Raw genomic sequence first — 24,209 nt, 5'->3', positions numbered from 1 at the left:
CGCGAGCCGGCCGCCGCCGGCTACCTGGCGCGGCTGTGGCGCCTGGTCGGCGAGCGGCGCAGCATCGGTGTCCGGCGGGCGGCCGACGAGGCGGAGCTCCGGGGGAAGGTGCTCGGCAGCCTGCCGCTGTGGCCGTGGATGACGGCCACGGTGACGGCACTCGAACCGCACCCCAACGACCCCGGGAGCCGCTGACCGGCGGTGGCCCGCCCGCCCCGGCGCAGCGGTCTACCGCAGCAGTTCCGACGCCGCGGCCCTGACCTCGGCGAGCAGGAGGTGGAGGTCGGCCTCCGTGGTGGCGGCGTTGAGGAGGCAGGCGCGGAGCATCTCGGCGCCGCCCAGGCGGGCGCCGGTGACGAAGACCCGGCCGCGCCGCTGGACGGCGACGGGGAGGTCGCGGTTGAGGGCGTCGCGGGCGGCCCCGTCCAGACCGGGCGCACGGTGGCGGAACGCCACGATCGAGGTCTGCACCTCGGCGAGCAGCTCCAACTCCTCGTCCGCCTCGACGAGTTCACCGAGCCGACGGGCCAGCGCGGTGCACCGGGTGATGTCCTGGGCGAGGCCGTCGCGGCCCTTGTGGGCGATGGTGGCCCAGACCTTCAGGGCCCGGAAGGGGCGGGTCTGCTCGGTGCCGTACTCGGAGAACCAGCCGAGCGTGCCGGCTGCCTCGTCTCGCAGGTAGGACGGGACGAGGCTGAAGGTGCCGCGCAGCTCCTCGGTGTCGCGGACCAGCACGCAGCCGCAGTCGACCGGGACGCCGAGCCACTTGTGCGGGTCGAGGGCGAGCGAGTCGGCGCGCTCCAGGCCGGCGTAGCGGTGGGCGATGGCCGGGTCGAGCCGGCCGAAGGCGCCGTACGCGCCGTCCACGTGCAGCCAGAGGCCCTGGTCCTCGCACAGGTCGGCGATCGGGCCGAACTCGTCCACCGCGCCGGCGCCGACGGTGCCGGCCGAGGCGACCACGAGGAACGGCAGCAGGCCGGCCGCGCGGTCGCGCTCGATCGCCGCCCGCAGGTCGGCGGTGTCCAGCCGGCCGTCCGGGCGGGTGGCCACGGTGCGCAGGTGCCGGCTGCCGAGGCCGAGGAGTTCGGCGGCCTTGCGGACGCAGGAGTGGGTCTCGCCGGTGACGTAGCCGACCAGCGGCGGGAGTCCCGCCAGGCCGTCCTCGCGGACGTCCCGGCCGGCGAGCCGGGCGGCGCGGTTGCGGGCGGCGGCGAGGCAGACGATGGTCGCCATCGAGGTGCCGGAGGTGAGCAGGCCGCCGCCGGCCGGGTGCGGGAAGCCGACCAGCTCGGCTATCCAGCGGACCACGGCGCGCTCCAGGTGGACGTCGGCGTGGTCGCCGCCGGCCGAGCTGGGGTTCATCGCGGAGGCGGCGAGGGTGGCGAGCACCCCGGCGGGGGCGGGGGCGGAGTTGACCCAGCCGAAGAAGCGCGGGTTGCCGTTGCCCATCGGGTACGGCAGGACGTCCCGCCCGATGGCGCCGATCAGCTCGTCGAGCGGGCGGCCCCCGGCGGGCAGTGGGGCGTCGAGCAGGGCCTGGCGGGCGGTCTCGTCCATGGGCTGCCAGACCGGGCGACCGGGCAGTTCGGCGAGGTAGTCGGAGACCAGGTCGGCGGTGGCGTGCGCGGCGGCGCGGAAGTCCTCGGTGGTCATGGCGTGCTCCAGGGAGGCCGGGGGACTGGCTGGGCGAGGCGCGGCTTCCTTGGCGCACCCTGATCAGGCGATGATCGGGTGATCGTATGCAAAAGGACCCTCGCCGTGCGGCGCGGGCCCTCATGCTGAGACCGGGAGCGTCGGTCCGGGAGACCGGGAGCGTCAGTCCAACGAGCTGGACAGGCCGCCGGCCGAGCGGCAGTAGCCCTGCATCTCCTTGTTGGTGATCTTGGCGCAGAGCCGTCCGGCCGCGCCGCCGTCGGTGTAGTTGACCGTGTAGTAGCTGACCAGGCCCTCGGCGCAGGCCTTGCGCTGCCAGCCGTCGGCGGCGGTGGCGCACTGCTCGGCCGCCCAGTCCTCGCGGTCCAGGTTGTACTTCATGGTGCGTGAGCCGACGCCGCGGCTGCAGTCCACCGCCCCGCCGTCGGCCTTGCCGTTCAGGCACCACTTGAGGGCCTCGGCGTAGATTTCGGGGTGGTTCGGGTAGTCGTGCGAGGACAGGTAGAAGGTCGGGGCGTAGAAGTAGCAGGCGGACTGGAACAACGCCGGCTGGTCCTTGCACGGGTAGAGCGGATCCTGGGCGAGCTTGTCGGCGGGCAGGTTGGCCTTGGCCTGCTCGTCCTCCTCGTCCGGGCCGAAGAGCTGCATGAACAGGCCCTCGGAGCAGCGGATCCGGTTCTGCTCGGAGGGGAACTTGTTGCACAGGTCGCGCGCCTTGGCGACGTCCTGCTTGACCACGAACATGGTGCCGTGGCCGACGCCGTGGATACAGGGGCCGGCGTTCTTGGGCGCGCAGAGCTTGAGCAGGTCCGTCTCGGGCTGGGTGGAGGCGTTGAGCATCTCCTCGACCGCGCCGTGCAGGTAGCCGGCCGCGCAGGTCTCGTGCGGGAAGGAGATGACCTTCTGGAAGTCGGCGTTGAAGCGCTTGACCGCCGCGTGGCCGAGCTCGTGCGCGATCGGGTGGCAGAAGCGCACGGTGTACGGCTTCTCCTTGGTGATCTTGTCGAGGTCGGCCAGTGCGACGCCGGGGTCGGTGGCGTCCATCTCGGCCATCAGCTTGTTGCGCAGCGTGGAGCGGGTCCACACCGCCGGGTCGCCGGTCGGGGTGGCGCTCGCGGGGCCGGCCGCGGAAAGCCGGGCGCCGGCGGCCTGGGTCTCGGTGGCCGCCGCGGGCGACCAGTCGGTGACGGCCACCGATCCCAGGCCCAGGACGCCCAGGAGCAGGGCGGTGAGAATCGCGAAGACGCGCGGCTGCATGACGGGATCCCCCGGCGGATCGAGGTGAACGTTTCGCTTCCATCCTGACGGTACGTGAGCGGTAATCCACGAGTTCGTCCGCCATTCGGGAGGCGTCGGCGACGCTACCGCACCCTGGGACCTCCGGGCCCGGCGGGATGGTCCCGCACAATCACCCGGACGGAGTATGGGGGCGCGGGCGTCGGCGGCTGCGCCGTCCGGGTGGTGGTGCCTGGCGCCCCGGTGTCGCGCGGGTGGCGGCGCCGGTGCTCCGCCCTCCGCTGTTCGGGGCTCCGGCGCTGCCGACTCCGCTGCTCACAGCTCCAGCGTCACCCGGTACTCCGTCAGCCAGGCGTCGAAGTCCAGTGCGAGGTCGACGGCCAGCCGGACGGACTGCGGGTCGGTGTCCGGGGAGAGCGCGTCGGCGAGGCGCCGCCGGTCCAGCAGGTCCAGGGCCGGGGACGTGCGTTCGGCGGCGAGCCGGGCCAGTCCGGCGCGCAGCTTCGCCGGGTAGTGCGGGTCGGTGGTGACCGGGTACGGGCTCTTCGCCCGTTCGGCGACCGCTTGCGGCAGCACGTCCCGGACCGCGGCGCGCAGCAGGCTCTTCTCCCGTCCGTCGAAGGACTTCATCGCCCACGGGGTGTTGAAGACGTACTGGACCAGCCGGTGGTCGCAGAACGGCACCCGCACCTCCAGGCCGTTGGCCATGCTCATCCGGTCCTTGCGGTCGAGCAGGATGCAGACGAAGCGGGTCAGGTTGAGGTACGAGATCTCGCGCATCCGCCGTTCGAGTGGATCTGCGGCCGGAAGGTGCGGGACCTCGGCGATCGCCTCGCGGTAGCGGGCCCTGCGGTAGCCGTCCAGGTCGAGCTTGCGGAGCAGTTCGGCGTCGAGGAGGTGCTCGCGCGGGGTGGCGCCGCCGCCGGCGATGTCGGTGAGGCCGAGCGCCCAGGGGAAGTCCTCGACGGCGATGGTCTTCGGGTCGTGGAACCAGCGGTAGCCGCCGAAGAGCTCGTCCGCGGACTCGCCGGACAGCGCGACGGTGGAGTGCCGGCGCACGCCCCGGAAGAGCAGCAGCAGCGAGGTGTCCATGTCGCCGACGCCGTTCGGCAGGTCGCGGGCGCGCAGCACGGCGGAGCGCCGGGACGGGTCGGTCAGGTCGGCCGCGTCCAGCTCGACGACGCTGTGGTCGGCGCCGACGTGGTCGGCGAGCAGCCGGGCGTACGGGCCGTCCTGGGTCTGCCGGACGTCGTCGGCGTGGAAGTTCTCGCTCTGCCCGGCGAAGCCGACGGAGAAGGAGCGCACCGGCCCGGCCCCGGCGGCGCCCAGCGTCCGGGCGGCGAGGGCGGTGACGGCGCTGGAGTCCAGGCCGCCGGAGAGCAGCGAGCAGAGCGGGACGTCCGCCTCCAGCTGGCGGTGCACGATGTCGTCCAGCAGGGCCCGGACGGTGGCGACGGTGGCCTCCAGGCTGTCCCCGTGCTCGCGTGCCTCCAGTGCCCAGTAGCGGCGGACCGAGAGGCCCTCGCGGCGCACCCGGACGACGTGCCCGGGCCGGACCTCGTGGACGTCCCGGTACGGGGTGAGGCCGGGGGTGCGGGTGTAGCCGAGCAGTTCGCGCAGCCCGTCCAGGTCCACCACCGGGCGGACGGCGGGATGGGCGAGCAGGGCCTTGACCTCGGAGCCGAAGACCACGCCGTCCGGGGTGCGGTGGTAGTACAGGGGCTTGACGCCCATTCGGTCGCGGACCAGCAGCAGCTCCTCGCGCCGGACGTCCCAGACCGCGAAGGCGAACATGCCGTTGAGCCGCTCGGCCAGGTGCTCGCCCCACTCCAGGTAGGCGCGCAGCACGACCTCGGTGTCGCTGTGGGTGCGGAAGCGGTGCCCGGCCGCCTCCAGTTCCGCGCGCAGTTCGCGGTGGTTGTAGACCTCGCCGCTGTAGGTGAGCACGGCCAGCGGCCGGCCGTCGTGCTCGACCGTCATCGGTTGGATGCCGCCCGCGATGTCGATCACCGCGAGCCGGCGGTGGCCGAGCGCGGCGTGCGGCTCCAGGTGGACGCCGCCGGCGTCCGGGCCGCGGCGGAGCTGGGTGGCCGTCATCGCGTCGAGGACACCCCGTTCGGAGGTGAGGTCGCGCTCGAACGCGACCCATCCGGTGATCCCGCACATCAGCAAGCCTCCGGTCTTCCGCTTCGTGTTCAAGGGGTCACGCTACGTGCGGAGTCGACGCCGCTTCAAGGGGCTTTCGGGAGCGGGGGCGAACGGGTGGCCGGTTGACGGTCGAATGTGGAGATGCTGTGAAGGCGTGTCGAAAGTCGTAATGTCTGCCCGATTTCGGGCAGGAACTTTGGCTTCGGTGGGTCGCCCGACCTAGGCTCCTCACTCGTGTCGAGCTCACCCCACCCTCACGAAGACCTCCTCGCCCACCTCACCCGGACCAGCCCGCTCGGGCCCCGGGAGGCGGCGCGGGTCGTGGCGGAGGTGCTGGCGTACTTCTCCGAGAGCACCGAGGAGTACGTGCGCCGCCGCCACACCGAGCTCCAGGCACGCGGTCTGACCAACGAGCGGATCTTCGCCCGGCTCGCCGAGGAACTGCCGCAGCGCCGGGTCTCGGCGCCGGAGCTCTCGGCCCGCCAGCTGCGGCGGATCGTCTACGGCTGAGCCGTCGTTCCCGACCTTCCGAAGACTTCGAAGAGGAGACCACGCATGTGCGGAATCGTGGCCTACATCGGCCCCAAGGACGCGACCCCCTTCCTGCTGGAGGGGCTGGCGCGGCTGGAGTACCGCGGGTACGACTCGGCCGGCGTCGCCGTCACCGGGCGCAGCGGCGGGATCAAGCTCCGCAAGGTGAAGGGCCGGGTCGCGGACCTGGCCGCCGCCGTGCCGGCCCGGTTCAAGGGCACCACCGGCATCGGCCACACCCGCTGGGCCACCCACGGCGTCCCCAGTGACGCCAATGCGCACCCGCACCTGGACAACGCCGAGCGGATCGCCGTCGTGCACAACGGCATCATCGAGAACGCCGACGAGCTGCGCGCCAAGCTCACCGCCGACGGCGCGGTGTTCCGCTCCGAGACCGACACCGAGGTGCTCGCCCACCTGATCGCCGCGCACGTCGCCGAGGGCGTCGAGCTGGAGGACGCGGTGCGGGCCGCGCTCGGCCGGGTGGTCGGCACCTACGGCATAGCGGTGCTCGACGCCGAGCAGCCGGACCGGATCGTGGTCGCCCGCAACGGCAGCCCGATCGTGCTGGGCATCGGCGAGAAGGAGATGTTCGCCGCCTCGGACGTCTCCGCGCTGGTCCGCTACACCCGCCAGGTCGTCCACCTGGAGGACGGCGAGCTGGCCACCGTCCGGGCCGACGGCTTCCGCACCTTCACCGCGGACGCCCGCACCACGCACCGCCAGCCGTCCACCGTGGACTGGGAGGTCGACTCCTACGACACCGGCGGCTTCGAGCACTTCCTGCTCAAGGAGATCCACGAGCAGCCCGGCTCGGTCGAGCGCACCCTGAGCGGCCGGCTCGACGAGCGCTTCGCCACCGCGCACCTCGGCGGCCTCAACCTGGACGCCCGGGAGCTGCGCGAGATCCGCCGGGTGAAGATCCTCGGCTGCGGATCGGCCTACTACGCGGGCGAGATGGGGGCGCAGCTGATCGAGGAGCTGGCCCGCATCCCCGCGCACAGCGAGCCCGCCTCGGAGTTCCGCTACCGCAACCCGGTGATCGAGGCGGACACCCTGTACGTCGCGGTCAGCCAGTCCGGCGAGACCTACGACACCCTGGCCGCCGTCCAGGAGGTCAAGCGCAAGGGCGGCCGGGTGCTCGGAGTCGTCAACACCGTGGGCAGCGCTATCGCCCGAGAGTGTGACGGCGGTATCTACCTGCACGCCGGTCCGGAGGTCTCGGTCGCCTCCACCAAGGCGTTCACCTCCACCGTGGTCGCCTTCGCGCTGCTCGCCCTGCACTTCGGGCGCATCCACGACCTGTCGCCCGCCGACGGGCGCCGGATCGTCTCGGCGCTCCAGGCGCTGCCGGACCAGATCCGCGAGGTCCTGGAGCAGAGCGAGGCGATCGCCGGACTCGCCGCCGAGTACGCCGACTCGGCGGGCATGATGTTCATCGGCCGGGTGCGCGGCTACCCGGTGGCCCGCGAGGGCGCGCAGAAGCTCAAGGAGATCTCCTACGTGCACGCCGAGGCCTACCCGGCGAGCGAGCTCAAGCACGGTCCGCTGGCGCTGATCAGCCCCGAACTGCCCACCGTGGCACTGGTTCCGGACGACGAGCTGCTGGACAAGAACCTGACCACGCTGGGCGAGATCAAGGCCCGCTCCGGGCGGGTCGTCGCCGTCGCCCACCGGCGGCCGGAGGAGAAGCTCGCGGACCACTGCATCCTGGTGCCGAAGAGCGAGCCCGAGCTGGACCCGCTGCTGCTCAACATCCCGCTCCAGCTGCTCGCCTACCACGCCGCCGTCGCCCTGAAGCGGGACGTGGACAGGCCGCGCAACCTCGCGAAGAGCGTGACGGTGGAGTAGGACCCCCCGGGAAGGGCGCCCTCGGAACCGGGCGCGTGCATCGGACTCGCGGGTCCCGGTCGCTGTGCGGACGGCCGGGGCCCGCGTCCGGTTCGACTTCGCCTCGCCGGGCGGCCGGTCCGACGAGGCGGTCCGGTGGGCCGGCCCGGTCCGGCGGGCTCAGGCGGAGGGCCGGCGGAACTGTTCGATGAGGGCCGCGTAGCCGCTTCCGGCGTGGCCCGCGGCGATCGCGCGGTCGACCAACTCGCGGTAGAAGTACGGGAGTTCCGCGTTCACGCCAGAGGCTTCACTCTCCTCGGCGAGGTGGCGCAGGCCGCCCTGGTGGACCGCCAGGGTCGCGTCCTCGGCCGGATACTCGCCCGCGTCGATCTGCGGGGCGTACGCGGTGACGTAGCCGGCCACCACGTTGATCATGGTTTCGGCGAGCGGGGCGAAGACGGTCGCCGGGACCCCGGCCGTGCCGAGCAGCGCCGCCCCGTGGAGGAAGCCGTTCAGGACGCCCCACATGATGCCGAGCAGTGACATGTCGTACAGCGGCGACAGGCCGTGGTCGGCGTCGAGGTGCACGGTGCCCGCCGGGCCGAGGCTCCGCAGCGTCGCCTCGTGCGCCCGGTAGGCCTCCTCCGGGCCGCTGTACAGCAGGACGGCCCGCTCGGTGGCGATGTCCGGCGGGATCGCCATGATGACGCCCTCGACGTAGGCCAGGCCGCGCTGCGCCGCCCAGGCGGCGGTCTCCCGGGCCTGGGTCGAGGTGCCGCTGGTCAGGTTCACCACGACGCGGTCCGCGAACGTGCCCGCCGGCAGGTCGAGCAGCTCGCGGACGGCGTCGTGGTCCGAGACACAGACGACCACCAGCGGGCTGGCCCGGACGGCCTCCTCGACCGAGCCGGCCCGGGTGGCGCCCCGGGCGAGGAGTTCACCGGCCTTGTCCGGGGTGCGGTTCCAGACGGTGGTCGGGTGCCCGTTCGCGAGGAACGCGGCGGCCAGCGCCCGGCCCATCAGGCCGAGGCCGATGACGGTGACCGGCGACGGGGCGTCCGTGGGGTTCGTCATGGGAGTCCTTCCGTACGGTGTGCCGTTGGCGATGCCTGGATCCTCGCGGTTGACACCGGTGTGAAGGTCAAGTCGGCTGGGATACCGGTTCGTTGGCGCCGTGTCGGAACCGTTCGGAACCGCTTGGCGCGGATCGGAGTGGCTCGGGACGGCTCGGAGCCGCTCAGAACACCGAGCACCCGGAGAGGGTGGTCAGGGTGTCCAGGGCGGTGACCGCGGCGACGGAGTTGCCGGCCTGGTCCAGGCGCGGACCCCAGGCACAGACGGCCGCGCGGCCGGGGAGTATGGCGAGGATGCCGCCGCCGACGCCGCTCTTGCCGGGCAGGCCCACGCGGAAGGCGAACTCGCCGGCGGCGTCGTAGGTGCCGCAGGTGAGCAGGACGGCGTTGATCCGCTTGGCCTCGCTGCGGGACATCAGCCGGGTGCCGTCGGCGCGCACGCCGTAGCGGGCGAGGAAGGAGCCGGCCAGCACCAGGTCACGGCAGCTGGTGGCGACGGCGCAGTGGGCGTAGTAGTGCTCCAGGACGGTCTCGACCGGGTTCTCCAGGTTGCCGTGGCTGGCGATGAAGTGGGCCAGCGCGGCGTTGCGGTGGCCGTGTTCGGCCTCCGAGGCGGCGACCACCCGGTCGGTGTCGAGCAGCGGGTTGCCGGACTCGCGGCGCAGGAACTCCCGCACCGCACCGGAGGCGTCGCCGGTCATGGTCTGGAGGCGGTCGGTGACCACCAGGGCGCCCGCGTTGATGAACGGGTTGCGCGGGATGCCGTGCTCGGTCTCCAGCTGCACCAGGGAGTTGAACGGGTTGCCGGACGGCTCGCGGCCGACGCCCTGCCAGAGCGTGTCACCGCCGTAGGCCACCGCGAGGGCGAGGGAGAAAAGCTTGGAGACGCTCTGGACGGAGAACGGCTGCTCCCAGTCCCCGACGCCGTACAGCTCGCCGTCGACGGTGGCGACGGCCATGCCGAAGGCCTCCGGGTCGGCGGTGGCGAGGGCCGGGATGTAGTCGGCGACCCGGCCCCGGCCCGTGGTCGCCCGGGCGGCCGCCTCGGCGGCCTCCAGCAGCACCGGCCAGTCCAGGATCTCCCCGCCGGGCACACCGTTCAACGCTTCTCCTCCACCGGCACCGACTGGGGACACGACCGGGACCGGGCGCGCGGTGCGGGTGCGTCCGGTCCGACCAGGATTATCCGTGTTTCGGGCGGGTGGTTCGGGAGGGGGTGGGTGGCCGGCCTCGTGTGGCGCGGTACGGAGCCGTGCGGCGTCGTGCGGAGCCGGTGTCGCTGGGGGCCGGTGTCCGGCTCCCGCGGGCCGGTTACGGCGCGTTGGTGGGGGCCTGGACGGGCGGGCCGGTGAGCAGGGTGCCGGTGTCCGAGTACGGCAGGCCGTTGGGGACACAGCCGTGCAGCCCCTTGATCTGCTGCATCATCACCGGTGCCGGGGCGCCCGGGCCGGGGCAGTCGACGTGACCGTAGCCGAGGATGTGGCCGACCTCGTGGTTGACGGCGAGCGCGTGGTACGGCTCGGGCCTGCCCTGGTAGAACTCGGACAGCTCGGTCCAGCGTTTGAGGTTGATGACGACCTGGTGGGTGACGCCGCAGTTCACCCAGCCGCCGGTGTCCAGGCCGTACTGGCCGCAGATCCGGTCGGTGGACTTCGGGGTGGCCAGGTAGACGGTGAAGTCCACCGGGTCGGCGGGCATCCGCTGGAACGAGGCCGTGCCGCCGGCCGCCCAGCCGTGCTTGACGTCGCCGAGGACCGCGTCCACCTCGGCCGCGAACTGCGCCGGGCTCTCCGCGATCCCGTCCTCCACCCGCACCTTGTAGCGGTACAGGCGCTCGCCGGTGCCGAAGCGGGCGGAGCCGCCGGGCGCGGTGGTGAACGCCAGCCTGTCCCGGTCCTCGCCACTCCAGGGTTGCCACCAGAGCAGCCCGGCGGTCAGCGCCGCGACCAGCGCGAGGGCGAGCACGCCGTGCCGGGGCTTCCAGCGGCGGAGCCGCGCGAGCGCCCTCAACGGCCCGCTCCCGCCGCGTCCGGGTGGCCGTACACCCCGAACTCGCCGCGTAGGACGGAGTGGGGCATCAGAAGGGTGGTGGTGCCCGGTCGGGCAGGAATGGGGGCCAGGGTGGACATGGCGGACGTGCTCCAGGACGGGATCGACGGGCCGTGGCGGCCGATCGGCGGCCGGGCCGTCGCCCGGTTGCGCGAAAGGGTTGTACCTGGAGGAACGGGACGGGGCGGGGCGGCGGTTCAGGAAGTGGCGTGCGCCACGGCGGGGTCCCTGTCGGACGGGAGGTCCGGTCGGTTCCCGGAACCGCTCGATGGTGTCACCCGGGCGGCGTGTCCCTGGGCGGTGCCGTCGGATTCGGGTGTCGTAGGGCGGGTCGACCCGTCCGGGTCGATTCGTCGGGGCCGGTCCGCCCGGGTCGGCCCCGACCCGTCCGGAACGCCATCGGAGGCGCCGTCATGTCCATCACCGCCGTTTTCACCGTCGACGGCATGAGCTGCGGCCACTGCGAGAAAACGGTCAGTGCCGGGCTGGCCGCCCTGCCGGGCGTCACCGACGTCAGTGCCGACGCACCGAGCGGCCGGGTCACCGTGGCCTCCGCGCAGCCGCTGGACGAGGCCCTGGTCCGCAGCGTGGTCGACGGGGCCGGGTTCACCTTCGTCGGGCGGGCCTGAGGGCGGTCCAGGGGTACGGGTGTGAGGGGGAGGGGTGAGGGGGCGCGGTGCCCGTCGGTCGTCGCCGACGGGCCCCGCTGCCGTGCGGACCGGGCTCAGCCCATGCTCTTCGCGCCGTCCAGGGACTCACGGATGATGTCGGCGTGGCCGGCGTGCTGGGCGGTCTCCGCGACGATGTGCAGCAGCACCCGGCGGGCCGACCACTCGGCGTCCCCCTCGAACCACGGGGCCTTCGGCAGCGGCTGAGTGGCGTCCAGGTCGGGGAGGGTGGCCACCAGCTCGTCGGTCCGGCGTGCCACCTCGGCGTAGGCCGCGAGGACACCGGCCAGCGTCTCGCCGGGCAGCAGGCGGAACTCGTCCGCGCGGCGGGCGAAGTCCTCCTCGGTGAAACGGGTGAAGTCGGGCATCGCGGACGGGCCCTGCACGATGAACTCCGCCCAGAGCCGCTCGACCATGGTCACGTGCTTGATCAGGCCGCCCAGGCAGAGCTCGCTCGCACAGGACCGCAGGCCGGCCTGCTCGTCGGTGAGGTCCCGGGTGGTGAAGCGCAGGAAGTGCCGCTGCTTCTCCAGGGCCACCAGGAGGTCGGCGCGCTCGCCGGTGAGGTTCTCGATGGTGGCGGTGGTGGTGGTCGCGCTGGTGGTCGTGCTGGTCATGGTTCCGGCCCTTCGTTCGGTTCCTGCTCCCTCGGACAAGAACAACGCTATGGGCCATTGCGGTCACTTCCTGTCCTGAATTCCGGGGAGAATCGACGCATGGCGAACACCAGCACCCGAACGCTGCGACTGCTCTCCTTGCTCCAGACCCACCGGTACTGGCCGGGCGAGGAACTGGCCGACCGGCTCGGCGTCTCCGCCCGCACCCTGCGCCGCGACATCGACCGTCTGCGCGAACTCGGCTACCCCGTCGAGGCGCAGCGTGGCGTCGACGGCGGCTACCAGCTGGCGGCGGGCGCGGCGCTGCCGCCGCTGGTGATCGACGACGAGGAGGCGGTGGCCCTCGCGGTGGGTCTGCAAGCGGCCGCCGAAAGCCCGGTGGAGGGGGTCGCGGAGGCCTCGGTGCGGGTGCTGGCGAAAGTGGTCCAGGTGATGCCGGCCCGGCTGCGCCGACGGGTGGAGGCGCTGCGCGCGATGATCGTCCCGGTGGACTGGGGGACGCAGGCGAGCGCGGGTGTCGACCCGGACGCCCTGACGGTGGTGGCGCTCGCCTGCCGGGACGGCGAGCGGGTGCGGTTCTCCTACACGGCCGCCGACGGGCGTGGTACGGAACGGCACGTCGAACCGCACCGGCTGGTCTGCCTGAACCGCCGCTGGTACCTGGTCGCGTACGACCTCGGCCGGGCGGACTGGCGCAGCTTCCGCCTCGACCGCCTCACCGCCCCGTCCGGCAGCGGTGCACGCTTCGCCCCGCGCACCCTCCCGGCGGCCGACGCGGCGGAGTTCGTCCGCGCGGGCCTCAACGGCGTGCCCCGGCCGCACCGGGTGGAGGCCCTGGTCGAGGCGCCGGCCGACCACGTCCGGGCCCGCGTCGGCCGTTGGGCCACCGTGGAACCCGTCACCCCGCACCGCTGCCACCTGCGGATGACCGCCGACTCGCTCGACTGGCCCGCCATGGCCCTGGGCTCCCTCGGCGCCGAGTTCCAGGTGCTCGCCCCGGACGCCCTGCGGACACTCCTCGCGGACTGGAGCGCCCGCTTCGCCCGAGCGGTGGTGGAGGGCGAGGCGTAGGAAGTCGCCGTCGGGAACCGCGGCACCCCGCTGCGCCGGAGCCTGACGTGCGCGGGCCCCGCCATGGCCGGGTGGCGGCGGGGGAGCGGGGAGTGGGACGTCGGGCGGGGTTCGGTCAGGGGGCGATGGCTTCGAGGGTGGTGCGGAGGTGGGTGAGGACGGTGGGGAGGGTGGGGAGCGGGGGTGTGGCGAGAGCCAGGCGAAGGGCGTTGGGGTGGTGGGGGGTGGTGGCGAAGGCGTCGGCGGTGGAGATCAGGATGCCCTCGGCGGCCAGGGCGGCGGCTGCGTGGTCGGCGCGCTGGTGGGGTTCGAGGGTGAGCCACACGATGTAGGAGGTGGGGTGGGCGGTGGTGGTCAGGCCCGCCAGGGCGGTGCGGGCGATGGACTGGCGGGCGGCGGCGTCCGTGCGGCGTTCCTGCTCCAGGCGGGCGACCGTGCCGTCGGTGAGCCAGCCGGTGGCGAGGGCGGTGATCAGGCCGGGGGCGCCCCAGGCCGCCGTGCGCAGACTGGTGGTGGCGGCCCGGAGCAGGTGGTCGGGCAGGACGGCGAAGCCGAACCGCAGGCCCGGTGCGACGCTCTTGGAGAGGCCGGCCACGTAGCAGGTGCGTTCGGGGGCGAGGGTGTGCAGGGGCGGGGGCGGTGCGGCTTCCAGGAAGGCGTAGGTGCCGTCCTCGATCAGGGTGAAGCCGTGGTCGGCGGCGAGCCGGACGAGGCGCTCGCGCTGCGCCGGGCCGAGCACCCAGCCGAGCGGGTTGTGGACGGTCGGCTGGGTGTACACCGCCCGCACGGGCCGGGTGCGGCAGAGGCGGTCGAGTGCGTCGAGGTCCGGGCCCGCGGCGGTGACCGGGACGGGGGCCGGGTCCAGCCCGTGGGCGGTGGCGAGCAACTTGATGCCCGGGTAGCCGAGGGCGTCCACGGCGAGGACGTCCCCGGGGCGGGTGAGCGTGCGCAGGACGCAGTCCAGGGCCTGCTGCGCACCGCTGGTGAGCAGGACGTTCTCGGGGGCGGTGTCGATCCCGCGGTCCAGCAGGTGGGTGGCCACCGCGGCCCGGTCGTGGCGGTGGCCGCCCGGCGGGTGCTGGCGCAGCAGGGCTTCGGCGTCGCCGGAGGAGGCGAGCGCGCGCAGGGCCTGCCGTAGCCGGTCGCCCTGCCCGGGGGCGAGCGGCTGGTTGAAGGAGAGGTCGGCCACCCGGGGAACCGGGAGCGCGCGCGAGGGTTCGAGGCCGTCGTAGCCGGAGCGCAGCCGGACGAACGTGCCGCGGCCCTGCTCGCCCACCACCAGTCCGGCGGCGGCCAGTTCGGCGTAGACCCGGGTGGCGGTGGCGAGGGCGATCCGCCGTTCGCGGGCGAGGGCGCGGTGGGTCGGCAGCCGGATGCCGGCCGGGAGTGCGCCGGAGCGGATGGCGGCGGCGTACTCGTCGACGACGGCCTTGTAGGAGGGCGGTCGCACGGATCACCTGCCGTTCCTGGGAGTGGAGGCGTGCTCCGGGGCGTACGGGCGTCCATCGGAGTGTATCCAGGACAATAAGTGGATTGTCCTGGGCGGGTGTTCCTAGCCTCGTCACATCCAGCAGCGAGGCCAGGAACGGAGCACGCGCCCATGACCATCCGCAGCGAGCGGGACGAGCACGTCGTCACCCTCACCATCGACCGGGAGAAGAAGCTCAACGCCCTCGACTACCCGACGATCGACGCACTGCTCGCCGAGCTCGACCGGATCGACGCCGACGACACCGTCCGTGCCGTGATCCTCACCGGCGCCGGGGGGCGGGCGTTCAGTGCCGGAGCCGACATCCCGTCGTTGGCGGCCAGCATCGCGGGCGGGCCCGAGCGGGCGCTGCGCGAGTTCGTCCGGCGCGGGCACACCCTCACCCGGCGGATCGAGGAGTTCCCCAAGCCGGTCATCGTGGCCGTCAACGGCCTCGCGTACGGCGGTGGTTGCGAGATCACCGAGGCCGCACCGCTGGCCGTCGCGGCCGAGCACGCGACCTTCGCCAAGCCCGAGATCACGCTCGGTTTCCCGCCGCCCTTCGGCGGCTCGCAGCGGCTGCCGCGGCACGTCGGCCGCAAGCGCGGTCTGGAGCTGATCCTCACCGGTGACCCCATCCCGGCCGCCCGCGCCGCCGAGATGGGCCTGGTCAACTCGGTCGTCCCGGCGGACGAACTGCTGGACTCGGCGCGGCACCTGGCCGAGCGGATCATCCGGCACGCGCCGACCGCCGTGGCCGCCTGCCTGCGGGCGGTGACCCGGGGCATCAACCTGCCGATCGACGAGGGGCTCGCGATGGAGGCGGCGGCCTTCGCGGCGACCGTGCCGACCGACGGCGTACGGGACGGGATCCGACGCTTCCTGGACCGCTCGTCCCCCGCCTCGTCCTCCTGAGGCGCACGGGAAGGTCGTTGCCCGCAGCGGCCGGGCGGGTGATCATGGCGGGATGTCGGATCTGCTTGCACGTGTGACCGCCTTCCGTGCCGCCTTCGCCCGTCGCCAGTCGGCGGACGTCAGCGAACTCCCGGAGCTCCCCGGGGTGTTCGCCGTTCGGAACACCGAGTTCGTCCGCTCCGAGGAACACAACCAGCTGATCGTCGAGGGCCCGGGCACCGACCCGGCGGTGCTGCCCGAGCTGGCCGCCCGATGGCTGGGGCGGCGCCGCCGTCACTGCATCACCGTGCTGGACCCGGAGTCAGGCGAGCGGGCCGCCCCCGTCCTGGCGGCGGCGGGGTGGGAGCGGGAGAGCGTGGTGATCCTGGCCCGGCCGACGGCCGGCTGCGTGCTGCCCGAACCAGCGGCGCTCCCTGTGGAGTTGAGCGAGGTGCGGGAGGCGGTGCTGCGCCAGCAGCGGGAGTGGAGCGAGGACGAGGAGCTCGTCCGGCAGCTCACCGACCGCCGTACCGCCCGGCTGTGCGGAGCCGAGCGGGTGCACTTCCTGGCCGCACGGACGCCGGCCGGCGAGGTCGCGGCCTGGGGCGATCTCTACCTCGAACCGGCCTTCGGGCTCGCCCAGTTGGAGGACGTGGTGACCGGCTCGCAACACCGCGGTGCGGGGTACGGCGACACCCTGCTCGCCACCGGCCTGGCGCTGGCGGCCGAGGCCGGCATCCCGCAGCTGTTCCTGCTCGCGGACGCGGCGGACTGGCCGCGTGCGTGGTACGGCCGCCGGGGCTTCGTGGAGATCGGGTGCAGCCACTCCTTCCACGGCCGGTGAGCGCCTGACGTTCTCCGGCTGAGGGAACGGGCGGCCGGACCTGGACCGAGCCGGCGCCCGGACCCGCAGGGGGGACGGGCGAGCGCGGCGCCGGGCGGGCGCCACCACCTGCGGCCGGCGGGACGGGAAGCGGGTGCGGAGCCTGCGCGCTGGTTTCCCCGGCGGACTTCGCCGCACACGGGGCGGTGCGGCGGTCAGGCCGTACCGGACGCGGCGGGCGGCGTGGCCGCGCGGCCGCAGTGGGCGGCGACGGTGTCGGCGAAGGCGCGGGCGAGCGGGCAGAGGTTCTCCCAGTCCCGGACGGCCCAGCCGGCGGTGAGGGCGGGCAGGTCGGGCAGCGGGAGCAGCCGCAGGCCGGGGTGGCCGGGGCCCTGCCACTGCGGGAGGGCGGGGACGACGGCGTGGCCGAGGCCGAGTTCGGCGAGCAGGATCGCGGTGTCCCAGTCCGCGACGCTGGTGTCGAAGACCGGCCGGATGCCCGATTTCCCCAGCCAGGCCTCGACCTGGGAGCGGGAGACGGAGTTCTGCGGCAGCCCGATCAGCCGGGCGTCCTGGAGGTCGGTGGGCGAGATCCGGGCCCGGGTGGCGAGCGGGTCGCCCGCCGTGACGGCGAGCACCCAGGGCAGGTCGACCACCGGCCGCTGGTCGATGCCCCGGGCCGGGACGCCGAGGGTGATCCAGGCGAGGTCGGCTCGGCCGGTGTTGAGCGACTCCAGGCAGCTGCGGCTGGAGACCTCGGTCTGGAACTCCAGGCTGACCTGGGGGAAGCGCCGCCGGAAGTCCACCACGGCCGCGGACATGAAGTGCCGGATGCTGGTGGCCCCGGTGGTGATCCGTACGGACCCGCCCTCGCCGCGCGCGAGTTCGGCGATCCGGTGCAGCGCGTGGTCGATGCTGCCGAGCCCGGCGGCGATCGCCGTGCGCAGCAGGCTTCCCGCCTTGGTGGGGACGACTCCGCGCGGGTGGCGTTCGATCAGGGCGAGGCCGACCTCCCGTTCGAGCCGTTTCACGTGCTGGCTGACCGCGGACTGGGTGCAGTTCAGGTCGCGGGCGACGGCGCTGAGCGAGCCGGCCCGGCAGACCGCGGCGAAGACGCGGAGGTCGTCAATGGTCACGGAGATCCAAGGTATCGCTTGGGGGTGTCCCAGTAAATCGGCGGATTGACTTGGGTGTTCCGCCGGATCGATCATCGAACCAGGGCCCAGGGCGGCAACCCGCCCGCTGTCCTCGCGGCGTTCCGGACGCAGTGGCGGGGGCACGGGCGGGTGTCGACCCGCATGGATGTGCAAGAGCGGTGCAAGAGCGGTGACGTACGACGGAGGGGAGTGGGCATGCGGTACGCCGATGGTCCGGGTGCGCAGTGCGAGGTGTTCGTCGCGGCACCGGTGGAGCGGGTGTGGGAGCTGGTGACGGACATCGGCCTGCCCGCCCGGCTCAGCCCGGAGCTCCAGCGGGTCGCCTGGCTGGACGGCGCGGACCGCCCCATGCTGGGCGCCCGGTTCGAGGGGCACAACAGCCGCGAGAACATGCCCGACTGGCGGACGGTCTCCGAGGTGACGGAGCTGACCGGGCCGACCGACGGGACGGCACCGGCCGAGCCGGGCGCCCGGCGGGTCTTCGCCTGGGGTGTGATGGACGCGGACGGCCGCTACGGCGCGCCGGTGTCCGACCTCACCGGGGCACTGGCCCGGTGGCGCTTCGAGCTGACCCCCGAGGACGGCGGCACCCGGCTGCACCAGTCGGTGGTGATCGGCCCCGGCCGCAGCGGCGCCAGCCTGGTCATCGACGCCAGGCCGGAGCTGGAGGAGAAGATCGTCGACTTCCGGCTGAACGAGCTGCGCACCGGCATGACGGCCACCCTCGAAGGCATCAAGTCGCTGGCCGAGCAGGGGGAGCGGGCCCGGCCCGAGCGCTGATCCCGAGCCCTCGGGGCGGGACGGGCCGGGCGACCACCGAGCACGGCACGTCCATCGGGCCGTGCCGTCCGAACGGGAGGAACGATGCCGTGGCACGTGTGAACTGGGCGGGCTCCGAGGTCATCTGGGTGGGACAGCTCGGTCGGCTGCTCGCCGTGGTGCGAGAGGCGGACGGTGAGCGGATCCTGCACATCGACGACTGGTCCACGGTGGTGGACGACCGGACCGAGATCCACCACCAGGGCGGTGGGCGGCGCCGCCGGCTCACCGTCCGTCAGCCCGGCGAGCAGCCGGTCGTGTTCCGCTACCGGCTGTCGTGGCTGGTTCTGGTGGAGATGTTCCTGGACATCGGCTATGACCGGTGGGTGGACGAGGAGAACGATCCTGGACTGCTGCTGGTCGATCTGCTGGGCGGAACGGACGACTGGAAGTAGCCGAAGCCCCGAGAGGCCGGGAGGCCCGGTCAACCCGCCACCCGGGCGCCCGGGCGGCGCAGCGCGGCCCGGGCCGGCAGCACGCCGGCGAGCAGGGCCAGGAGCAGGCAGACGCCGACGGTCAGGGCCATGGTCGACCAGGGCAGGGCGAGGTCGACCCGGGTGCCGAGCCTGGCGGAGAGGCCGGAGCGGATGCCCGCCAGGGTGACCACCGCGATCAGCAGGCCGAGTGCGGCGCCGATCCCGACCGCGAGGGTCGACTCGGCGGCCACGATCCGCAGCACCTGACGGCGGGTCGCGCCGGACAGCCGCAGCACCGCGAAGTCCGCGGCCCGCTGGGCGGTGGCCATCAGCAGGGTGTTGGCGACGGCGAGGCAGCTGTAGCCGAGCGACATGCCGATCAGGATGACCAGGAAGATCCGGACCAGGGCGTCGTCCTCGGAGGTGGTGCGCGAGGCGTACTCGGCGCTGCTCAGCGCCTGGGCGCCGAGCGGGGCGAGGGCGGCGGCCGAGGTGGCGCCGGCCGTGTAGACGACCGAGGTGAGTGCCGAGGGGTCGTGCGCCCGGACGGTGCGGGTGGTCAGCAGCACGCTCGCGGTGGCGGAGCCGTCGGTGATCTCGGCGACGACCATGACGTCCGCGGTGCTGCCGTCCTCGAAGGTGACCGGGACGCGGCGGCCGGTGGTCCAGCCCAGCCAGGCGGCGGTGCCGGCCTTGACCACCATGGTGTGTTCGCCCGTCAGGCCGTCCAGGGAGCCGGAGGTGACGGTCATCCGGGTGCGGGCCTTGCGGAACGCGGCCTCGCTCATCCCCACCGCGCCGACGTGGTCGGTGCCGCCGGCGTAGAGCCGGGTGGGCAGCAGCGAGGCGCCACCCGGAACGGCGGCCACGGCGGCGTCGGAGAGTCCGGGCGTGCCCTGCGGGGTGACCACCGAGGCGGCCTCCTGTCGGACGGTCTCATCCAACGCGTAACCGGTGGCCCGCAGTTGGAACATCCCGGCGATCAGCACGGCGAAGCCCACGGTGACCAGCACCGGCGCGGCGGTGGAGGCCGTGCGCCGGACGGCGGTCAGTGCGCTCTCCCGGGCCACCGTGACGGTGGCGCCGCGCAGCCCGGCCAGCGGCCGGCAGACCGCGCGGACGATCGGCGGGATCACGGCGGGTGCGAACAGGGTGAGGCCGACGATCAGCGCCATGGCCGCGTACAGGGCGTTGTTGATCATGCTGTCGGACTCGCTGTCGGACGCGACCACCACCAGCCCCAGGCCGAGCGCGGTGGACACCCCACCGGCGATCCACCGGCCGCGGGTCATCGGGCGGTGTTCGACGGCGGCCTCGCGCAGCGCCTCCAGCGGGGCCGTCCGGGCCGCCCGGCGGGAGGCCGACCAGACCCCGAGCAGCGCGACCACCAGGCCCAGCACGAAGGAGCCGAGCAGCGGCAGCGCCTGGAACCGTACGGTGAAACCGGCCGGCTCCAGGCCGCCCTCGACCATCAGCGCGCCCAGCACGGGTGCCAGCAGTGCGCCGAGCAGCACGCCTGCGCCGCCGGCCGCGACTCCCACCGCGAGCGATTCGGCGTACACCATCCGCGCGATCTGACGCGGGGTGGCGCCGACGGTGCGCAGCAGGCCGAACTCGCGCCGTCGCTGGACGATCGCGAAGGCGAAGGTGGAGGCGACCACGAAGACGGAGACGAAGGCGGTCAGCCCGGCCATCGCGGTCAGGATCTGCAGGCCGATCCAGCGGGTCTTCTCGGCGCTCCGGTCCTCCAGCGCGGTGAGCGCGGCACCGTGCAGCACCGTCCCGTCGCCACCCACGGCGGAGGCCGCGGCCGCGGCGACGGTCGGAACGTCCGCGCCCGGGGCGGTGACCAGGCCGATCACCCGGACCCCGGGGGCGAGCGCCTCGGCGGCGCGGTCGGACAGGTAGGAGGACGGCGAGTCGACGGTGCCGGACACGGTGTAGCGGTCCGGCCCGGCGGCGGTGAGCAGGGTGACGGGGGAACCGGGCGCCAGCCCCAGCGAGGCGTCCAGCACCACCTGGTGCTCGTCGGCCGGGGCGCTGCCCGCGGTGAGCCGCTCGGGGCCGAACGCGGCACCGGACCAGTTGCGGCCGCGCGGCTCCGGGCCCGGGTCGGCGACCGGCCTGCCGTCGATCACGGCCTGGGCGTAGAAGGCGCGGTCCGGCACGGCCCGCGCCACGCCCGGAACGGCGGCCAGGGCCCGCAGCAGTTCCTGCGTGCGCTCCCGGGACCAGGGCCGGCCCGGGGTGAAGGTGCCGTCGGACTGGTCGACGGCGGGGCTCTGCACCACGACCCGGGTGCCGGCGTAGCGCCGGGGCACCTCCGGTTCGGCGGAGGCGAGCACCAGGGCGGTCATGGCCAGGATCGTCACACCCAGGCCGAGCGCGACGAAGGTGCCGAGGAAGGACGCCCAGCGGGCGCGGACGGTGGCGAGGCTCAGCATGCCGGCGCCTCCAGGGCGGCCATCCGGCCGGCGATGACCGCGGCCTCGCTGCGGCCGTGCAGCTGCTCCACGATCCGTCCGTCGGCGAGCAGCAGGACGCGGTCGGCGTAGCAGGCGGCGGCCGGGTCGTGGGTCACCATGATCACGGTCTGCCGGTGGCGGTCCACGATGCCGCGCAGCAGCGTGAGCACCTCGTGCGAGGTGCGGGTGTCCAGGGCGCCGGTCGGCTCGTCGGCGAAGAGCACGGCGGGCCGGGTGATCAGGGCCCGGGCGATCGCGACGCGCTGCTGCTCCCCGCCGGACAGCTCGCTCGGCCGGTGCCCACCGCGGTGGCCGAGCCCGACCTCGGTGAGCGCGGCGGCGAGTTCGCCCCGGTCCGGGCGGCACCCGGCCAGTCGCAGTGGCAGCGCCACGTTCTGTTCGGCGGTCAGCGCGGAGACCAGGTTGAAGGACTGGAAGACGAAGCCGAGCCGCTCGCGGCGCAGCAGGGTCAGCCGGGTCTCGTCCAGGCCGTCGAGCTCGGTGCCGTCGATGACCACGGTGCCGTCGCTGACCCGGTCCAGGCCGGCCGCGCAGTGCAGCAGCGTCGACTTGCCGGAGCCGGAGGGGCCCATCACCGCGGTGAGGCTGCCGCCCGGGAAGGCGACGGTCACGTCGTCCAGTGCGGTCACGGCGCGGGCCCCGGTGCCGTACCGCTTGGTCACGGCCCGCAGGAGGACCGCGTCGGTCGAGTTCGTCATGCCCTCAGGCAACCCGTCAGGTGCCGTGAAGCGCAGGGGTGTTGGGGCGAGAGCAGAGGTAGTGCCAGCACCCCTGCGGCGGGTGCCTCGCGGCGGCTAGGGTCGGCAGGGTGATCGCTGTCCGCAACACCCTGGAGGCGCTGGCCCAGCGGCCGTCGGCGTTCCTCGGCTCCGCGTGGCCGTGGCGCTCGCTGGGCTTCCTGCTCTCGGGAGCGGTGGTGGGGGCGACGGCCGTCGGGCCGGTGGCGCTGCCGGTGCTGCTGTGGGACGGGCTGGGGCCCGGGGCGGTGGCGCTCGTGCTGCCGCCGCTGGCCCTGGCGGGGTGGGCGGCGGCCCGGTACGAGCGGTGGCGGCTGCGGTTGGTGCTGCCGGGGCGGGAGGCGGCGGGCCGGCGCCGACGCGCCCGCGAACTGCTCGGGGGGCCGGGGTCGGGGGCGTGGCGCGACCTCGGCTACGGGCTGGTGTCCCTGCTGCTGCTCTGGTGGATCGACCTCGGACTGGCCGCGGTGGGCCTCGGCACCCCGCTGTTCCTGCTGGCCGCGCCGTTCCAGCCGACCGCGAACCCCGCCGCCTCCTGGCTCGGGCCGCTCGCCGGACTGGTGCTGCTGCCGGTGGCGGCCTACCCGCTGGCGGCCTGGGCGGGGGTGCGGGCGATGACCGCCAGGGCCGTGCTGGAGCCCTCCGAGGACGAGCTGACCCGGGTGGTGGCCTCCCGGGCCCGGCTGGTGGACGCGTACGAGGTGGAACGGCGCCGGATCGAGCGCGACCTGCACGACGGCGCCCAGCAGCGGCTGGTCTCGCTCTCCGTCAAGCTCGGCCTGGCCGGCCTCGACCTGCCCGAGGACTCGGCCGGCGCCCGGCAGGTCCGGGAGGCCCGGGAGGAGGTGCAGGTGGCGCTGCGGGAGCTGCGCGAGCTGATCCACGGCATCCACCCGCAGGTCCTCACCGACCGGGGGCTGGAACCGGCGGTGCGGGACCTCGCGGGCCGCTCGGCCGTGCCGGTGGACGTCGACATCGCCCTGCCCGGGCGGCCGCCCGCCCCGGTCGAGGCCGCCGCCTACTTCGTGGTCTGCGAGGCGCTGGCCAACGTGGTCAGGCACAGCGGCGCCCGGCGTGCCGCGGTGCGCGGCCGCGCGGCGGCGGACGGGCTGGTACTGGAGATCCGGGACGACGGGGCCGGCGGCGCCGACCCGGCCGCAGGCACCGGCCTGCTGGGCATCACCGACCGACTCGCCGTCATCGAGGGCACCCTGTCCCTGCGTTCCCCGGCCGGCGGGCCGACCGTCCTGCGAGTGGAGATCCCATGCCGGCACTTCGGCTAGTCGTCGCGGAGGACTCGGTGCTCCTGCGGGAGGGCCTGGTCTCCCTGCTGGAGCGGTTCGGGCACACCGTGGTGGCCGCCGTCGGCGACGCGCCGGCGCTGGTCGAGGCGGTCCGGGAGCACCGGCCGGACGTGGTGGTCGTCGACGTCCGGATGCCCCCGGACAACACCGACGACGGCCTGCGCGCGGCCCGGCGGCTGCGCGAGGACGATCCGCGGCTGCCCGTCCTGGTGCTGAGCCAGTACGTCTCGCAGGGGTACACCGCGGAGCTGATCGCCGCCGGCGACCGCGGCGCGGGCACCGGCTACCTGCTCAAGGACCGGATCGGCGAGGTGCGGGAGTTCGTCTCCGCCCTCACCGGCGTGGCCCAGGGCGGGACGGTGGTGGACCCGGAGGTGGTCCGTCAGCTGCTGACCCGCCGGCACGACCCGCTGCAGCGCCTGAGCCCCAAGGAGCGCGAGGTGCTGGCGCTGATCGCGGAGGGCCGTTCCAACGCGGCCATCGCCCGCCGGCTGGTGGTCACCGAGGCCACGGTGGCCAAGCGGATCGCGAGCATCTTCACCAAGCTCGACCTGCCGCAGGCCCCGGACGACCACCGCCGGGTGCTGGCGGTGCTGACCTACCTGGGGTCCTGAGGACGTTGCGGTTCCGCGGTCTTGCCGGGGCTTCAGCCGGCGTCGGCCGTACCGCAGTTGCGGGCGGCCGCTTCCTCCGCCGTGCGCAGTGCCTCGGCGATGGCGCGGAAGCCGCGGCGCCCGGCGTGGGTGCGGGCGGTGACGCCGTCGGCGTCGGCGAGGTACGGGTCGGCGCCGTGAGCGAGCAGGATGTCGACGATCTCGCGGTGGGCCGGGCCGCCGTCGCCGAGGAGGACGGCTTCGAGCAGGGCCGTCCAGCCGAGGTCGTTGACGTGGTCGACGTCGATCGCGGTCTCGGCGAGGACCGCGCGGACGTAGGCGACGTGGCCGCGTTCGGCGGCGGGGATGACCGACACCCCGCCGTAGCGGTTGCGGCGGGCGAGGTCCGGGCCACCGGGGAGCAGGGCGCGCAGCATCGGGACGCTGCCGGTGATACCGGTGACCAGCCAGGGGCTGTTCAGCCGGCGGTCCTGCGCGTTGACGTCCGCACCGGCCTCGACCAGCAGCCGGGCGACGGCGACCCGGTCGGCGAAGGCGGCCCGCAGCAGCGGGGTGCGGCCCTCGGCGTCGCGGGCCTCGACGGTCGCGCCCGCGGTCAGGGCCGCGCGGACGGCG

The 24,209-nt window shown here is 74.1% G+C and carries 23 protein-coding genes; 11 read left to right on the top strand and 12 right to left on the bottom strand.

What is annotated here, in order from left to right:
• The coding region (locus KS423_RS12280; protein ID WP_224278266.1) for a muconolactone Delta-isomerase family protein at nt 1-195 on the top strand (195 nt) is incomplete at its 5' end.
• A gap of 33 nt (nt 196-228) precedes the next feature.
• On the opposite strand, the gene KS423_RS12275 is transcribed toward KS423_RS12280, so the two are convergent.
• The 3 genes from KS423_RS12275 to asnB form a co-directional block, all read right to left on the bottom strand.
• A complete protein-coding gene (locus tag KS423_RS12275) occupies nt 229-1,653 on the bottom strand; it encodes a pyridoxal-dependent decarboxylase (protein ID WP_224278264.1) in 1,425 nt (474 codons plus the stop codon).
• A 162-nt stretch (nt 1,654-1,815) separates the two neighbouring features.
• Nucleotides 1,816-2,910, bottom strand: a complete 1,095-nt coding sequence (locus KS423_RS12270; protein WP_224278262.1) for a hypothetical protein — start codon at nt 2,908-2,910, stop codon at nt 1,816-1,818.
• A 294-nt stretch (nt 2,911-3,204) separates the two neighbouring features.
• A complete protein-coding gene (asnB, locus tag KS423_RS12265) occupies nt 3,205-5,055 on the bottom strand; it encodes an asparagine synthase (glutamine-hydrolyzing) (protein WP_224278270.1) in 1,851 nt (616 codons plus the stop codon).
• Nucleotides 5,056-5,271: 216 nt separating this feature from the next.
• Between asnB and KS423_RS12260 the strand changes: the two genes are divergently transcribed.
• Both KS423_RS12260 and glmS read left to right on the top strand, forming a co-directional pair.
• Complete coding sequence (locus KS423_RS12260) at nt 5,272-5,547, top strand: hypothetical protein (RefSeq protein ID WP_224278261.1); 276 nt, start codon at nt 5,272-5,274, stop codon at nt 5,545-5,547.
• Nucleotides 5,548-5,592: 45 nt separating this feature from the next.
• Nucleotides 5,593-7,419, top strand: a complete 1,827-nt coding sequence (gene glmS / locus KS423_RS12255; protein ID WP_224278259.1) for a glutamine--fructose-6-phosphate transaminase (isomerizing) — start codon at nt 5,593-5,595, stop codon at nt 7,417-7,419.
• 159 nt (nt 7,420-7,578) lie between these two features.
• Here glmS and KS423_RS12250 read toward each other — a convergent pair whose 3' ends face one another.
• The 3 genes from KS423_RS12250 to KS423_RS12240 form a co-directional block, all read right to left on the bottom strand.
• Nucleotides 7,579-8,472, bottom strand: coding sequence for an NAD(P)-dependent oxidoreductase (locus KS423_RS12250; RefSeq protein ID WP_224278257.1), 894 nt, complete (start codon nt 8,470-8,472; stop codon nt 7,579-7,581).
• Nucleotides 8,473-8,635: 163 nt separating this feature from the next.
• A complete protein-coding gene (locus KS423_RS12245) occupies nt 8,636-9,574 on the bottom strand; it encodes a glutaminase (RefSeq protein ID WP_374119943.1) in 939 nt (312 codons plus the stop codon).
• Between the two features lie 208 nt (nt 9,575-9,782).
• Nucleotides 9,783-10,481 carry a DUF3152 domain-containing protein gene (locus KS423_RS12240; RefSeq protein ID WP_224278255.1) on the bottom strand — a complete coding sequence of 233 codons (699 nt, stop codon included), beginning with the start codon at nt 10,479-10,481 and terminating at the stop codon, nt 9,783-9,785.
• Nucleotides 10,482-10,933: 452 nt separating this feature from the next.
• Here KS423_RS12240 and KS423_RS12235 point away from each other — a divergent pair, with 452 nt between their 5' ends.
• Nucleotides 10,934-11,149, top strand: a complete 216-nt coding sequence (locus KS423_RS12235) for a heavy-metal-associated domain-containing protein (protein ID WP_224278254.1) — start codon at nt 10,934-10,936, stop codon at nt 11,147-11,149.
• 95 nt (nt 11,150-11,244) lie between these two features.
• On the opposite strand, the gene KS423_RS12230 is transcribed toward KS423_RS12235, so the two are convergent.
• On the bottom strand, nt 11,245-11,805 hold the full coding sequence (locus KS423_RS12230) for a DinB family protein (protein WP_224278252.1): 561 nt from the start codon (nt 11,803-11,805) through the stop codon (nt 11,245-11,247).
• 99 nt (nt 11,806-11,904) lie between these two features.
• On the opposite strand from KS423_RS12230, the gene KS423_RS12225 reads away from it, so the two are divergent.
• Nucleotides 11,905-12,876: a YafY family protein gene (locus KS423_RS12225; RefSeq protein WP_224278250.1), complete on the top strand. Its 972-nt coding sequence runs from the start codon at nt 11,905-11,907 to the stop codon at nt 12,874-12,876.
• A 115-nt stretch (nt 12,877-12,991) separates the two neighbouring features.
• Here the strand turns inward: KS423_RS12225 and KS423_RS12220 are convergent, their stop codons facing one another.
• Nucleotides 12,992-14,326, bottom strand: coding sequence for a PLP-dependent aminotransferase family protein (locus KS423_RS12220; protein WP_224278248.1), 1,335 nt, complete (start codon nt 14,324-14,326; stop codon nt 12,992-12,994).
• A gap of 150 nt (nt 14,327-14,476) precedes the next feature.
• Here KS423_RS12220 and KS423_RS12215 point away from each other — a divergent pair, with 150 nt between their 5' ends.
• The gene (locus KS423_RS12215; protein WP_224278246.1) at nt 14,477-15,259 is read left to right on the top strand and encodes a crotonase/enoyl-CoA hydratase family protein; all 783 of its coding nucleotides are present in this window, start codon (nt 14,477-14,479) and stop codon (nt 15,257-15,259) included.
• Between the two features lie 52 nt (nt 15,260-15,311).
• On the top strand, nt 15,312-16,082 hold the full coding sequence (locus KS423_RS12210) for a GNAT family N-acetyltransferase (RefSeq protein WP_224278244.1): 771 nt from the start codon (nt 15,312-15,314) through the stop codon (nt 16,080-16,082).
• A 194-nt stretch (nt 16,083-16,276) separates the two neighbouring features.
• On the opposite strand, the gene KS423_RS12205 is transcribed toward KS423_RS12210, so the two are convergent.
• On the bottom strand, nt 16,277-17,197 hold the full coding sequence (locus KS423_RS12205) for a LysR family transcriptional regulator (protein WP_224278242.1): 921 nt from the start codon (nt 17,195-17,197) through the stop codon (nt 16,277-16,279).
• Nucleotides 17,198-17,413: 216 nt separating this feature from the next.
• Between KS423_RS12205 and KS423_RS12200 the strand changes: the two genes are divergently transcribed.
• On the top strand, nt 17,414-17,998 hold the full coding sequence (locus KS423_RS12200; RefSeq protein ID WP_224278234.1) for an SRPBCC family protein: 585 nt from the start codon (nt 17,414-17,416) through the stop codon (nt 17,996-17,998).
• 89 nt (nt 17,999-18,087) lie between these two features.
• A complete protein-coding gene (locus tag KS423_RS12195) occupies nt 18,088-18,432 on the top strand; it encodes a hypothetical protein (protein ID WP_224278232.1) in 345 nt (114 codons plus the stop codon).
• A gap of 29 nt (nt 18,433-18,461) precedes the next feature.
• Here the strand turns inward: KS423_RS12195 and KS423_RS12190 are convergent, their stop codons facing one another.
• Entirely contained in the window at nt 18,462-20,897 is a 2,436-nt protein-coding gene (locus KS423_RS12190; protein ID WP_224278230.1) for an ABC transporter permease, read from the bottom strand.
• Complete coding sequence (locus KS423_RS12185; protein WP_224278228.1) at nt 20,891-21,637, bottom strand: ABC transporter ATP-binding protein; 747 nt, start codon at nt 21,635-21,637, stop codon at nt 20,891-20,893. Before KS423_RS12185 ends, KS423_RS12190 begins: the two co-directional genes overlap by 7 nt.
• A 110-nt stretch (nt 21,638-21,747) precedes the next feature.
• Between KS423_RS12185 and KS423_RS12180 the strand changes: the two genes are divergently transcribed.
• On the top strand, nt 21,748-22,959 hold the full coding sequence (locus KS423_RS12180; RefSeq protein ID WP_224278226.1) for a histidine kinase: 1,212 nt from the start codon (nt 21,748-21,750) through the stop codon (nt 22,957-22,959).
• Nucleotides 22,941-23,594 (top strand): response regulator transcription factor, encoded by a 654-nt coding sequence (locus KS423_RS12175; RefSeq protein WP_224278224.1) that lies wholly within the window; start codon nt 22,941-22,943, stop codon nt 23,592-23,594. Before KS423_RS12180 ends, KS423_RS12175 begins: the two co-directional genes overlap by 19 nt.
• 32 nt (nt 23,595-23,626) lie before the next feature.
• Here KS423_RS12175 and KS423_RS12170 read toward each other — a convergent pair.
• The coding region (locus KS423_RS12170) for an ankyrin repeat domain-containing protein (RefSeq protein ID WP_224278223.1) at nt 23,627-24,209 on the bottom strand (583 nt) is incomplete at its 5' end.

This window comes from Streptomyces sp. LS1784, from assembly GCF_020103755.1.
Lineage (GTDB): Bacteria > Actinomycetota > Actinomycetes > Streptomycetales > Streptomycetaceae > Kitasatospora.
Note: the sequence above shows the minus strand (reverse complement) of the source record. Positions and strands in the feature narration are given on the sequence as shown.

Coding starts and splice junctions, on each gene's coding strand:
- KS423_RS12275 (WP_224278264.1), bottom strand. CDS start 1,653: ATGACCACCGAGGACTTCCGCGCCGCCGCGCACGCCACCGCCGACCTG.
- KS423_RS12270 (WP_224278262.1), bottom strand. CDS start 2,910: ATGCAGCCGCGCGTCTTCGCGATTCTCACCGCCCTGCTCCTGGGCGTC.
- asnB (WP_224278270.1), bottom strand. CDS start 5,055: ATGTGCGGGATCACCGGATGGGTCGCGTTCGAGCGCGACCTCACCTCC.
- glmS (WP_224278259.1), top strand. CDS start 5,593: ATGTGCGGAATCGTGGCCTACATCGGCCCCAAGGACGCGACCCCCTTC.
- KS423_RS12250 (WP_224278257.1), bottom strand. CDS start 8,472: ATGACGAACCCCACGGACGCCCCGTCGCCGGTCACCGTCATCGGCCTC.
- KS423_RS12235 (WP_224278254.1), top strand. CDS start 10,934: ATGTCCATCACCGCCGTTTTCACCGTCGACGGCATGAGCTGCGGCCAC.
- KS423_RS12230 (WP_224278252.1), bottom strand. CDS start 11,805: ATGACCAGCACGACCACCAGCGCGACCACCACCACCGCCACCATCGAG.
- KS423_RS12225 (WP_224278250.1), top strand. CDS start 11,905: ATGGCGAACACCAGCACCCGAACGCTGCGACTGCTCTCCTTGCTCCAG.
- KS423_RS12215 (WP_224278246.1), top strand. CDS start 14,477: ATGACCATCCGCAGCGAGCGGGACGAGCACGTCGTCACCCTCACCATC.
- KS423_RS12210 (WP_224278244.1), top strand. CDS start 15,312: ATGTCGGATCTGCTTGCACGTGTGACCGCCTTCCGTGCCGCCTTCGCC.
- KS423_RS12200 (WP_224278234.1), top strand. CDS start 17,414: ATGCGGTACGCCGATGGTCCGGGTGCGCAGTGCGAGGTGTTCGTCGCG.
- KS423_RS12190 (WP_224278230.1), bottom strand. CDS start 20,897: ATGCTGAGCCTCGCCACCGTCCGCGCCCGCTGGGCGTCCTTCCTCGGC.
- KS423_RS12185 (WP_224278228.1), bottom strand. CDS start 21,637: ATGACGAACTCGACCGACGCGGTCCTCCTGCGGGCCGTGACCAAGCGG.
- KS423_RS12175 (WP_224278224.1), top strand. CDS start 22,941: ATGCCGGCACTTCGGCTAGTCGTCGCGGAGGACTCGGTGCTCCTGCGG.